At 50.3% G+C, this 12,130-nt stretch carries 13 protein-coding genes; 6 read left to right on the forward strand and 7 right to left on the reverse strand.

The features are described from left to right. Positions 1-5 precede the first annotated feature (5 nt). The 3 genes from fdhF to ACFQ2T_RS11300 all read left to right on the forward strand — a co-directional run bounded on the left by fdhF (position 6) and on the right by ACFQ2T_RS11300 (position 4,160). A complete protein-coding gene (gene fdhF / locus ACFQ2T_RS11290; RefSeq protein ID WP_379034468.1) occupies positions 6-2,927 on the forward strand; it encodes a formate dehydrogenase subunit alpha in 2,922 nt (973 codons plus the stop codon). Continuing rightward, a complete protein-coding gene (gene fdhD / locus ACFQ2T_RS11295) occupies positions 2,927-3,835 on the forward strand; it encodes a formate dehydrogenase accessory sulfurtransferase FdhD (RefSeq protein ID WP_379034470.1) in 909 nt (302 codons plus the stop codon). Before fdhF ends, fdhD begins: the two co-directional genes overlap by 1 nt. A 106-nt stretch (positions 3,836-3,941) precedes the next feature. Beyond that, a complete protein-coding gene (locus tag ACFQ2T_RS11300) occupies positions 3,942-4,160 on the forward strand; it encodes a formate dehydrogenase subunit delta (RefSeq protein ID WP_379034472.1) in 219 nt (72 codons plus the stop codon). Positions 4,161-4,185: 25 nt separating this feature from the next. Here the strand turns inward: ACFQ2T_RS11300 and ACFQ2T_RS11305 are convergent, their stop codons facing one another. The 4 genes from ACFQ2T_RS11305 to trxA all read right to left on the reverse strand — a co-directional run bounded on the left by ACFQ2T_RS11305 (position 4,186) and on the right by trxA (position 7,952). Further along, positions 4,186-5,853 carry an ArnT family glycosyltransferase gene (locus tag ACFQ2T_RS11305; protein WP_379034474.1) on the reverse strand — a complete coding sequence of 556 codons (1,668 nt, stop codon included), beginning with the start codon at positions 5,851-5,853 and terminating at the stop codon, positions 4,186-4,188. Between the two features lie 125 nt (positions 5,854-5,978). Next, positions 5,979-6,179 carry a 50S ribosomal protein L31 gene (gene rpmE, locus ACFQ2T_RS11310; RefSeq protein WP_379034476.1) on the reverse strand — a complete coding sequence of 67 codons (201 nt, stop codon included), beginning with the start codon at positions 6,177-6,179 and terminating at the stop codon, positions 5,979-5,981. Positions 6,180-6,283: 104 nt separating this feature from the next. Continuing rightward, positions 6,284-7,543: a transcription termination factor Rho gene (gene rho / locus ACFQ2T_RS11315; RefSeq protein ID WP_379034478.1), complete on the reverse strand. Its 1,260-nt coding sequence runs from the start codon at positions 7,541-7,543 to the stop codon at positions 6,284-6,286. A gap of 82 nt (positions 7,544-7,625) precedes the next feature. Further along, positions 7,626-7,952 carry a thioredoxin TrxA gene (trxA, locus tag ACFQ2T_RS11320; RefSeq protein ID WP_019883507.1) on the reverse strand — a complete coding sequence of 109 codons (327 nt, stop codon included), beginning with the start codon at positions 7,950-7,952 and terminating at the stop codon, positions 7,626-7,628. A 255-nt stretch (positions 7,953-8,207) separates the two neighbouring features. Between trxA and ACFQ2T_RS11325 the strand changes: the two genes are divergently transcribed. Then, the gene (locus ACFQ2T_RS11325) at positions 8,208-8,693 is read left to right on the forward strand and encodes a TlpA disulfide reductase family protein (protein WP_379034480.1); all 486 of its coding nucleotides are present in this window, start codon (positions 8,208-8,210) and stop codon (positions 8,691-8,693) included. 10 nt (positions 8,694-8,703) lie between these two features. On the opposite strand, the gene ACFQ2T_RS11330 is transcribed toward ACFQ2T_RS11325, so the two are convergent. The 3 genes from ACFQ2T_RS11330 to ACFQ2T_RS11340 form a co-directional block, all read right to left on the reverse strand. Further along, positions 8,704-8,997: a DUF3579 domain-containing protein gene (locus ACFQ2T_RS11330; RefSeq protein ID WP_379034482.1), complete on the reverse strand. Its 294-nt coding sequence runs from the start codon at positions 8,995-8,997 to the stop codon at positions 8,704-8,706. 31 nt (positions 8,998-9,028) lie between these two features. Continuing rightward, positions 9,029-9,613, reverse strand: coding sequence for a BON domain-containing protein (locus tag ACFQ2T_RS11335; protein ID WP_379034484.1), 585 nt, complete (start codon positions 9,611-9,613; stop codon positions 9,029-9,031). Between the two features lie 95 nt (positions 9,614-9,708). Continuing rightward, positions 9,709-10,065, reverse strand: coding sequence for a YraN family protein (locus tag ACFQ2T_RS11340; RefSeq protein WP_379034486.1), 357 nt, complete (start codon positions 10,063-10,065; stop codon positions 9,709-9,711). 127 nt (positions 10,066-10,192) lie between these two features. Here ACFQ2T_RS11340 and rsmI point away from each other — a divergent pair, with 127 nt between their 5' ends. Together rsmI and pyrC are read left to right on the forward strand one after the other, a co-directional pair. Continuing rightward, positions 10,193-11,041: a 16S rRNA (cytidine(1402)-2'-O)-methyltransferase gene (gene rsmI, locus ACFQ2T_RS11345; protein WP_379034488.1), complete on the forward strand. Its 849-nt coding sequence runs from the start codon at positions 10,193-10,195 to the stop codon at positions 11,039-11,041. Between the two features lie 20 nt (positions 11,042-11,061). Next, positions 11,062-12,099 carry a dihydroorotase gene (gene pyrC, locus ACFQ2T_RS11350; protein WP_379034490.1) on the forward strand — a complete coding sequence of 346 codons (1,038 nt, stop codon included), beginning with the start codon at positions 11,062-11,064 and terminating at the stop codon, positions 12,097-12,099. The last annotated feature ends 31 nt before the right edge of the window (positions 12,100-12,130 follow it).

The following is a 12,130-nucleotide window of genomic DNA, read 5'->3' on the forward strand; positions in this document are numbered from 1 at the left end:
ACATTATGGATGACATCAAATATACCCCTTCCCAACCTTCAGTATTGAAGTACGACGCTAACAAAGATTACGGCACACCAAAATCTGACAGCGATGTCATGGTGACGCTGAATATCGATGGCGTCGACGTGACTGTGCCTGAAGGTACTTCGATTATGCATGCAGCACAATTGGGTGGCGTAACCGTGCCTAAATTGTGTGCGACCGATTCGCTGGAAGCTTTTGGCTCCTGCCGACTGTGCCTGGTGGAAATTGAAGGGCGCCGTGGCTATCCGGCTTCGTGCACGACGCCTGTCGCTTCGGGCATTAAAGTCAAAACACAAACACCAAAACTGGCCGATGTGCGCCGTGGTGTGATGGAATTATATATTTCCGACCATCCGCTGGATTGTTTGACCTGTGCCGCCAACGGTGATTGCGAATTGCAGGATATGGCAGGTGCAGTAGGTCTGCGTGAGGTGCGCTATGGCTATGAAGGTGAGAATCACCTTGGTCAGGCTAAAGACGAATCCAACCCTTACTTTACGTTTGATGCATCAAAATGCATCGTCTGTTCCCGCTGTGTACGTGCCTGTGAAGAAACACAAGGTACCTTTGCCTTGACCATTCAGGGCCGTGGCTTTGACAGCAAGGTTTCTGCCGGTAACCAGGATTTCCTCGATTCAGAATGTGTGTCCTGTGGTGCCTGTGTACAGGCTTGCCCAACCGCTACCCTGATGGAAAAAACTGTGATCGCTGCAGGTACGCCAGAACATAGCGTGACCACCACCTGCGCTTATTGCGGCGTAGGTTGCAGCTTTGATGCTGAAATGAAGGGCGAAGAAGTGGTACGCATGACGCCGACTAAAGAAGGTGGCGCCAACCACGGACATAGTTGCGTTAAAGGCCGTTTTGCCTGGGGCTATGCCACCCATGCTGACCGTATCACAACGCCTATGATACGCAAGAGTATTCATGATCCATGGCAAAAAGTGAGCTGGGATGAGGCGATTAACTATGCCGCCAGTGAAATTCAACGTATCCAGGCTCAATATGGTAAAGATGCCGTCGGTGGTATTACTTCCAGCCGTTGTACCAACGAAGAAGTCTACGTCACTCAGAAGCTGATACGCGCCGTATTCGGCAGTAATAACGTAGATACCTGTGCACGTGTCTGCCACAGTCCGACCGGCTATGGCCTGAAACAAACACTGGGTGAGTCTGCCGGTACCCAGACCTTTGATTCCGTCATGAAATCCGATGTGATTTTCGTGATGGGGGCTAACCCGACAGATGGTCACCCGGTGTTTGGCTCATTAATGAAGCGCCGCCTGCGTGAAGGCGCTAAACTTATCGTCGCAGATCCACGTGCGATTGACCTGGTAGAAAATTCACCGCATATCCGTGCAGATTATCACCTCAATCTGCGCCCAGGCAGCAATGTGGCATTGATCAGTGCGTTGGCACATGTGGTGGTCACCGAAGGCCTGGTCAAAGAAGATTTTGTCAAAGAACGTTGCGAGTGGGATTCTTTCGTTGCCTGGCGTGACTTTGTAGCCAAGCAGGAAAATTCACCAGAAGCGCTGGCAAAAGATTTGGGCCTGGATCCTCAAAAAGTACGCGAAGCCGCGCGCCTGTTTGCGACTGGTGGCAATGCCGCGATTTATTATGGTCTGGGCGTAACCGAGCATAGTCAGGGTTCCACCACCGTGATGGGTATTGCCAACCTGGCGATGGCGACTGGCAACATCGGCCGCGAAGGTGTAGGCGTCAACCCGTTGCGTGGACAGAATAATGTACAAGGCTCATGTGACATGGGTTCCATGCCACACGAATTTCCAGGTTATCGCCATGTGTCGGATAACGACACCCGCGCATTGTTTGAAGCCGCGTGGGGTGTGACCTTGAGCGCGGACCCTGGTTTGCGTATCCCGAATATGCTGGACCTGGCAGCTGAGGGTAGTTTTAAAGCAGTCTATTGCGTTGGGGAAGACATTGCGCAATCCGATCCTGATACCCAGCATGTGACACATGCACTTGAAAATATGGAGTGCGTGATCGTGCAGGACTTGTTCCTGAACGAAACTGCCAAATTTGCCCATGTATTTTTCCCAGGCGCTTCTTTCCTGGAAAAAAACGGTACTTTCACCAATGCCGAACGGCGCATTTCACCGGTACGTAAGGTGATGACGCCAAAAAATGGCCTCAGGGATGATGGCAAACACGAAGCTGGCCTGGAAGACTGGGAGATCACTGCCAGATTTTCGGAAGCGCTGGGTTACCCCATGCATTACAGCCATGCCAGCGACATCATGGATGAAATTGCAGCGCTGACTCCTACTTTTAAAGGCGTAAGTTTCAAAAAACTGGATGAGCTAGGCAGTATCCAGTGGCCATGTAATGATGAAGCACCTGAAGGCACCCCGACCATGCATGTGGAAGAGTTCGTGCGCGGCAAAGGCAAATTCTTTATCACGCAATATGTGCCGACCACTGAACGCGTCAATGGCAAGTTCCCGTTGATCCTGACAACCGGGCGTATTTTGTCGCAATACAACGTCGGTGCGCAGACACGCCGTACCGACAACGTGGTCTGGCATCCGGAAGACAAGATTGAAATCCATCCGCATGATGCTGAAGACCGTGGCATTCTGGAAGGTGACTGGGTAGGCGTGACCAGCCGTGCAGGCCAGACCGTTTTACGCGCCAAGATCACTGAGCGCGTACAGCCTGGCGTGGTGTATACCACTTTCCACCATCCTGAATCCGGCGCCAATGTGATCACCACTGACAACTCTGACTGGGCGACCAACTGCCCGGAATATAAAGTCACAGCGGTGCAGGTCACCAAGGTGAACCAGTTATCTGAGTGGCAGAAAGACTACCGTACCTTCAGCGATACGCAAATCGAATTGTCGGGGATGGATCCGCAAACGGTTGTTTCCTGATGGCATCACTGGCGGCTGGAGTTAACGATTGTGCGATCACTGCGGATGTAAGCAGTGACTGGCAGCCCGTAGCAGCCAGCGAAACCGGACGCCAATTTGCAGTTACGCGCTGCCGAGGTGAAAAGGCCGCCACTGGTGTCGTCGATACTCTCGCGCAGGAAGTGCCGATTGCATTGGTCTATAACGGTATCTCGCATGTGGTGATGCTGGCTACCCCGGCTGACCTGGAAGATTTTGCCTATGGCTTTTCATACACAGAAGGCATTATCAGCGAGCGGGCTCAGATTTATGGCATAGATGCCAAAGCTATTCATCAACAGGATGGCCAGCTGCGCGGGATTGAGTTGCATATCGAATTAGCCACGGCACAGTTTGCCGCGCTCAAGGAGCAACGGCGTAATCTGACCGGGCGTACCGGCTGTGGCTTATGCGGTGCGGAAAGCCTGGCGCAGGTATTTAAAACGCCAGAGCATTCAAAAGCATCCATGCCTTCCTTATCATTGCAAGTCATTGATGCCGCCATGGTACAGCTTAAATCACTTCAACCGCTACAGCAGATTACAGGCGCTACCCATGCGTGTGCAATTGCAAATGACCAGGGGCAGGTGTTGAAAGTGCGTGAGGATGTAGGCAGGCATAATGCCCTGGATAAGCTGATAGGGTCATTGTTGCGGCAATCACCTGATTTTAATGCATTATGGCAAAAGCATTGGGTGCTCACCACCAGCCGGGCCAGTTATGAAATGGTGCAAAAGGTGGCCATGACGGGTGGCCGTGCACTGGTTGCCATTTCTGCACCTACGGCCCTGGCTGTAAACCTGGCAAAAGAATACGATTTTTTACTGGTCGGGTTTGCCAGGCCTGCGCAGTGTGTGGTTTACCACGGGTCACTGGTAGAGGCAGGTTGAACAATCATTAACCATAATCAGTAGTCAGACCTAGGAAAACAGGATGCTGTTACCTGGATGAAATAAAGCTTGAGCGTCAGTTATTTACAGTTGAAAAGAGCGCGGAATGGAAGTAGATAAATTAATCAGAATGGCCAATCAGATTGGTGATTTCTTTGAGGCGAATCCGGACGTTGAAGATGCCAAGCAGGAGATTGCCGGGCATCTGAAGAAATTCTGGAATTCGGTGATGATCAAATCGCTGGTAGCGCATGTGCAACAGCAGCAGGGCGCAGGGTTGAATCCCAGGGTGCTTGCTGCAATTCAACAACATATGCAGGCTTGAGTGTTTCTGTACTGACGTTATTCAGTTAACGGCGCTGAAGCAACCTGTAAGACTCTTTGCTCTGGCGGCTTTGTTCGCCTTCCCAGATAAGCGACCATTCTGCACCTGGGGATGCATGGCGTTTACCAGGCTGGTCCTCAATCAATAACAAATCGCAACCTGAAACATCTGCCGTCAGGCGAATTCCCGCATGGTAATGCAGCAAATCCGATTGTGAAGAGCCAATATTATGGCTGCTGATGCAGCGGTAGTGCGCAGGCAAGTGATTGCGCAAATCTTCGAAAATCGGCTGATAAGTACGCGCGGCTTCTATCATCGGTAACCACAGGCTCATGAACACTGTCCAGGCGCAGGTCATGCCTATCGCCCAGTTGGTGGCGCTGGAGCGGTTGGAGTGTTTGGAACGTATCACACCTGACAACCAGATCAGGGTGACGGCCAAGGCAATAGTCCCGTACAACACACTCAAATGTATGGTTTGCAGACCGGATAAATAAGCCAGGCGCTGGTAAAGTTTAGCCGGGTTACCCGTTAACATCGCCCACCATCCCAGCCAGGCGATGGCAATCAACAGGCCGAAAAGAATCAGGCCAAACCAGTTTAATGCGCCAGCTGCGCCGCGTTTGAGTGTCTCTATGCTGCCAGCTGCCAGTGCAGTAAGCGGGATCAGTAGGGGTAACGCATTGACTTCGCTGCGGTCACTAAAAAATCCTATTAGCAGAAATGCAAAAATGAAGAATATCAGGCTGAGCTGAAAGCGATAGGTGTGCAGCACTGCATGCCTGAAGCGCCAGATGCCCCACATGGCGAGCGGTAATGAGGGCCAGGCATACCAGGCCAGGGTGCGTAAAAAATATAAGTGCTTGCTCGGCATCTGAATAGTCACCTGTGTAGGCCACCAGCCCGCCCATAAGCCGGGTGCCCACTGCTGGCATAACCAGCACCAGAGTAAAATACCAGGTAACGCCAGTGCAAGGCCAGACAATAGAGCGCGTTTGGCTGCTTCATGCTGGCAGATCACAGGTAGAAACATGACGCCTATGGTGGTGCCAATAATCATGGTCGCCGGTAACAGGCCGGCCGATAAAAACGCAATCAGTAATCCGCCAGAGAGCAGCCACATGGCGCGTACGGGCTTGCGCATCACCATGGTCAATGCATAAAAAGCCATGCTGATGCCGCTGAGTGCGGCTACTTCCGGCATGATGGTATGCGCGCTGACAACCAGGCCCAGGCAGCCAATAAAGATGAAATTGGTCTGGCGTCCGGCACCCAGGTTCCACAATTCGCGGCCGCTCAATCCCATCATCAATAGGGTAATCAGCATCCATACGCCAACGCTTAATCGTGCGGCATCATGAATGGGTAACAAAGGCGAGAGGGCTTGCGAAAATCCGGTGGCTACCCAGTAAAACAGGGGCGGCGTTTCTAGCGCGGGATGTCCGGCGGAGACTGGCGCGATCCAGTGGCCATCGGTCCAGCTTTGCGCGGACAGGAATGGATGGTCGATCAGGCTCTGGATAATGCTGGCAGATTGTGACTCAAATGGCTTCCAGGGCGAGTGACCGATCAGGCCGACACACAACCAGATGGCACACAAAAGAATCAGCAGATGTGTTTTGGCGCGTTCCCCCACTTTTGCGCGCGGGGTGGCCATGTTTTCCTGCCAGTCGTGATCAATAAAAAACTGCATGTGTCAGCGGTGTGCTCGTGTAAGACATGTATGCTGGTATCTTAACGTAAACATCAAGACTAGCCAGCATGCGTTGAAAACAAAAAAGGCAGCCATGCTGCCTTTTTGATATACATTCCACCCAATTACATGCCGTATTTCTGGCGGAATTTCTCGACGCGACCAGCGGTGTCCACGATCTTCTGTTTGCCAGTGTAGAACGGGTGGCACTGTGAACATACTTCGATGTTCAGGTCTTTACTGCTGGTAGAACGGGTTTTGAATTTATTGCCACAGCTACATGTGACGTTAATTTCAGGGTATGTTGGGTGAATGTCGGCTTTCATGCTTTCTCTCTAATCTTTAAGCAGTTGCGGTAAGCGCGCGATTATCACCCAATTCATTCTATTTAGCAATAGATGCAGGGAAATAATTTTTACGCGCAGGCGGGTTAACCGCGACGCATGCTGTCAAAAAAATCGTTGTTGGTTTTAGTGGCCTTGATTTTGTCCAGCAGGAATTCCATCGCCTCGAGGTCATCCATAGGGTAAAGCAATTTACGCAGCACCCAGATTTTTTGCAGTACATCTTTATCCAGCAGCAATTCTTCACGGCGGGTACCGGATTTGTTGACGTTGATGGCAGGGTAGATACGTTTTTCGGCCATACGTCTATCCAGATGGATTTCCATGTTGCCGGTACCTTTAAATTCTTCGTAAATCACATCATCCATACGCGAACCGGTATCAACCAGCGCGGTCGCGATAATCGTCAGTGAGCCACCTTCTTCGACGTTACGGGCTGCACCAAAGAAACGTTTCGGTTTTTGCAAAGCGTTTGCATCCACACCGCCGGTCAGTACCTTGCCTGAAGAAGGAATCACCGTATTATAAGCACGTGCCAGCCGTGTAATGGAATCCAGCAGAATCACCACATCTTTTTTGTGTTCAACCAGGCGTTTGGCTTTTTCCAGCACCATTTCGGCCACTTGCACGTGACGTGTGGCTGGTTCATCAAAGGTAGATGCAACCACTTCGCCGCGTACCGAGCGGGTCATTTCGGTCACTTCTTCCGGACGCTCGTCAATCAGCAATACGATCAGTACACAGTCAGGGTGGTTGGCGGTAATCGCGTGTGCCACATTTTGCAGCATCACGGTTTTACCACTCTTGGGGCTGGCGACCAGCAAAGCGCGCTGGCCTCTGCCGATAGGCGCAATCATATCGATCATGCGGCTGGTGATGTTTTCCTCACCGCGGATCTCGCGCTCCAGCGTGAGCGGTACGGTCGGGAACAATGGCGTCAGGTTCTCGAACAGGATCTTGTGTTTGGTATTCTCAGGCGCTTCGCCGTTCACGCTGTCTACTTTAACTAATGCAAAATAACGTTCACCATCTTTTGGGGTGCGGATCTCACCCTGGATGCTGTCGCCGGTGTGCAGGTTGAAACGGCGGATTTGCGAAGGCGAGACATAAATGTCATCCGGCCCGGCCAGATAAGAGGTGTCTGGTGAACGCAGGAAACCAAAGCCGTCAGGCAATACTTCTAGCGTCCCATCTCCAAAAATGCTGTCGCCTTTTTTTGCTTTGTTTTTCAGAATGGCAAAAATCAGGTCCTGCTTGCGCATGCGGCTAGCATTTTCGATTTCGTTACTGGTGGCCATCTCTACCAGTTCGGTAACAGGGAGATGTTTGAGGTCGGATAAGTGCATGAGTGACTCGCTAGATTGAGAGACGCCGGAGAGTGGAAGAGAAAAACCCGGTTTCGAGGCTATTGAAACCGGGTAGAGTGTTTTAAATATTGCTGTCGATAAACGCGCTGAGTTGAGACTTGGATAGTGCGCCTACTTTGGTGGCTTCTACATTACCGTTTTTGAACAGCATTAAGGTAGGAATGCCACGAATGCCGTATTTAGGCGGCGTATTCTGGTTATCATCGATGTTCAGTTTGGCAACTTTCAGGCGGCCAGCATATTCTTTGCTGATATCATCCAGAATAGGCGCAATCATTTTACAAGGGCCACACCACTCTGCCCAGTAATCAACCAGTACGGGAACCGTTGATTGTAAAACTTCCTGTTCAAAGCTGGCATCGCTTAAATGGGTAATGTTGTCGCTCATTATTGCCTCGTAAGAATGGGTGGAGAATAGATAGAGTGGAATTAAACAGAATAATTCTGATAATTGGTACTAAAAATTGTTTGGCTTAAATTGTTTGAATTAGTAATTTGCTGAAAATGAAATTACTAAATGTGTTTGCGGTAAGTATAGCAACACATTTCCAGCAGAATCAAGTCTTTTTCTGTACATATACTATGATGGGATTAATAGTGTGGTTTTCAAGAGCAGACAGTTAATATCGACTGATGGTATTTAATGAAACATAACATTTACAAGCAATGGATCATAGGTATGCTGGCATTGCTTTGGGTGAATAGCCTGCTGGCAGAGCTATCCGCGAGTTGGGTCATGCAGGACACGGCAGGTAAAACCCATCAGTTGTCTCAATATAAAGGCAAGTGGCTGGTGGTCAATTACTGGGCGCCGTGGTGCTCACCCTGTCTGGAAGAGATGCCGGAGCTGGTGGCATTCTACGATGAACACAGGCATCAGAATGTGGTGGTGCTGGGCGTTGCCGTGCAGTACAGAAGTGAAAAATCGGTCAGGGATTTTGCTGAAGATATGCTGATCTCATATCCGGTTATTTTAGGTGACGCACAAAAGAAAGCATTGCCGCAACCAGAAGTGTTGCCTACTACTTATATATATCATCCGGATGGTCGGCTGTATAAACTGAAACGCGGCGCTGTCAGCAAACTCTGGTTAGAGCAGTTGCTGAAAGACGCCGCGCCATTGCCTTAGGCCAAGGAGGCTAGGACTCGATAGTTACTGCTTCACCAGCCGGATTGATAATACTCAACTGATTTTCTTTGGCAAACTGAATCAATTGTTCAAAGCCTTCCGGGTTGACCTGTTTCAACTTCATATCCACAGACAGGCTACGCACATTATTCACCAGCTTGGGTTTTAAATAAGGCGAGTAGCGCAATTTTTTATCGGTACCAAAACTGGCGTACGTACTACACATGCGGTCCACCCAGTCGCTGGGGCGAAAGGGTTTTCCGGCAAGCGTAATGCCTTGAATGATAATTTCCTGGTCTTCCATTCAGTTTCCTTAAAGCGCTGCTATTAAAAATTTATTTGTTGTATTCAAAGACTTTAACCACTTTGCTTACGCCTTCAGTGGTTCTGGCAATTTCCACCGCATCATTGGCTTCTTTTTCAGACACGATACCCATCAGGTAAACCACGCTTGCTTCAGTCACGACTTTTACGACGTTGGCAGGGAACAGGTTTTCACTGAGGAAGCGCGCTTTCACCTTGGTGGTGATATAAGCGTCATTACTGCGGTCGCTAATAGAGGATGTGAAGCCGACAGTGATAGCGTTATGGATGTCACGGACATTAGGAATCTCGCGTGTCAGCGTTTCGGCTTGCGTTTGCTGGCCAGCGTTAGGCACTTCACCAGTTAACAGCACAATGCGGTTATAACTGGTCACGTTAATGTGCGAAGACTTATCCATGTATTGCGAAATGCGTTTCAAGGTTTTAAGTTCGATATTCTCATCTTCGACATAAATGCCTGAAGAACGACGATCTGCGGCCATGGCGCCACCCGCTGCTGCACCACCGACAATGGCTGGGAAACAGCCGCTTAACTGTGTGCTGATCAATAACATGGCAATGACGGAGATTTTTTTGGCGTGAATTTTTTGATTCATGAGGGTCCTTGATCTAAGATAAAAGCTTAGGTTCACGAGACAAATCGTGAAGATGTGTAGTGTGACAGCAGGTAATAAATAAAATTCTACGCTTTTTATGTGTCGATTGCATTACGAATCCAGTTGGGTAACGCGTAACTGGCATTATCAAATAGCACTACATCAAAGCGGCATGGGCTGCTGGAATTTAGATTTTGCAAGTAATGCTGGGCAGCGCGTATGAGTTTTTGCTGTTTGTGCGGATGGATGCTGTCAGCGGCACTGGTGAATTTCAGGTTGCTGCGCAGCCTGACCTCTACAAAAACCAGCGACTGCTGGTCGCGCATGATCAAATCGATTTCGCCAAAGCGGCAGCTATAATTTTGTTCCACCAAGATCAGGCCTTGTTCTTTGAGAAACCTGGCCGCCGCAGCTTCAGCCGCAATGCCTTTGTTGTTGAGGTTAAGCTTCATCTTTGCCTGGCTCTTGTGATTGAAGGTATGCGTCTCATTGAAGGTATGCGTCTCTTTAGTCCATGATTCTATAGCGTCTGTTTCTATATCGCTTAGCGAAACGTTCTCTATGCCTTAAAATGGCGGTATGAGTGAACCGGGTACATTATATGTGGTGGCGACACCGATCGGCAATTTGGGGGATATCACCCTGCGCGCGCTGGAAACCCTGAAGCAGGTGGATGCGATTGCGGCCGAAGATACCCGGCACAGCGTGGGTTTGTTGCGGCATTTTGGCATCAGCAAACCCTTGATCGCCGTGCATGAGCATAACGAACAGCATTCAGCCGAAGCCCTGCTTAAACGATTGCAGGCCGGTGAATCCATCGCGTTGGTGACAGATGCTGGCACACCGGCAGTCAGTGACCCTGGTGCGGTAGTCGTGCATGCAGTGCTGGAAGCGGGCTTGAAAGTCGTGCCTATCCCCGGTGCCAGTGCATTGATCACGGCCTTGTCCGCCTCAGGCATTGTGCAAACAGGTTTCTGCTTTGAAGGGTTTTTGCCCGCCAGTGGCTCGCAGCGGCGTAAGCGGCTTGAGCTGATAAAAGCCTATCCTTCCACATTGATCTTATATGAAGCACCGCACCGTATTATCGAATGCGTGCAAGACCTGCAAACAGTATTCGGCGGAGAGCGTTTGCTAACCATTGCACGCGAACTAACCAAGACCTTTGAAACCATACATATCAGCAGTTTGACAGAGGCTGTAGACTGGTTGCAAGCAGACAGTAATCAGCAGCGCGGCGAATTCGTGCTGTTGATCCACCCGGCGCCGGAAGTAAAAGCGGAAGGGCTGGATGATGAAACCCAGCGTATCCTCAAACGCCTGTTGAAGGATCTGCCTTTGAAACAAGCAGTTGCGCTGGCAACAGATATTACCGGCCATAAGAAAAACGAACTTTATGAAGCGGCGCTGGCATTAAAAGACGCCGTTTAAACTTTCAAGATATCTCTAATATGACTACACAATTGACGATTACCCGCCCGGATGACTGGCACCTACACCTGCGCGATGGCGAGACTTTAAAGGCGGTTTTGCCGGATACGGCCAAGCAGTTTGCTCGCGCCATCGTGATGCCTAACCTGCGTCCGCCGGTGTCTACCGCCGAGGCCGCGCGTGGCTATTATGACCGCATCAAGCAGGCATTGCCTGCTGGGGTCGTTTTTGAGCCGTTGATGACGCTGTATCTGACCGACAATATGGCGGCTGAAGAAATTTCGCGTGCGCATCAGGATGGCATAGTCAAAGCAGTGAAGTTGTATCCCGCCGGCGCTACCACCAATAGTGATTCAGGCGTGACCAGCCTGTCCAAATGTGCGGCCGTTCTGGCTGAGATGGAAAAATTAGGCATGCCATTGTTAATTCATGGTGAAGTGACTGATGCCGAGATTGATGTGTTTGATCGTGAGAAAGTATTTATCGAGCGTCATTTGCAGCCATTGCTGAAAGATTTCCCTGGTCTGAAAGTGGTGTTTGAACATATCACCACCCAGGATGCTGCTGAGTTTGTTACCCAAGCCCCGGCCAATCTGGCGGCAACAATTACAGCGCATCATTTATTGATGAACCGCAATGCTATGTTTAGCGGCGGCATTCGTCCTCACCATTACTGTCTGCCGGTGCTCAAGCGCGAAACACATCGTAAAGCTTTAGTTAAGGCGGCGATTTCGGGTTCGGCTAAGTTCTTCCTGGGTACTGACAGTGCGCCACATCCCAGGTCTGCCAAAGAAGCCAGTTGCGGCTGTGCCGGCATGTATACCGCCCATGCCGCCATTGAGTTATATGCTGAAGCCTTTGAGGCGGCAGGCGCGCTGGATAAATTGGAAGGATTCGCCAGTTTCCATGGACCGGGCTTTTATGGTTTGCCACGTAATACCGAGCAAATTACATTGCGCAAGGAAAGCTGGTTAGTGCCGGAAAGTATTCCATTTGCGGATGATGTGCTGGTGCCATTGCGTGCCGGACAAACAATCGCCTGGAAATTGGTACCCTGATCTGAGAGTATGGCGATGAATAAGCAGAAGC

Source organism: Methylophilus flavus (assembly GCF_042678905.1).
GTDB classification, from domain to species: domain Bacteria; phylum Pseudomonadota; class Gammaproteobacteria; order Burkholderiales; family Methylophilaceae; genus Methylophilus; species Methylophilus flavus.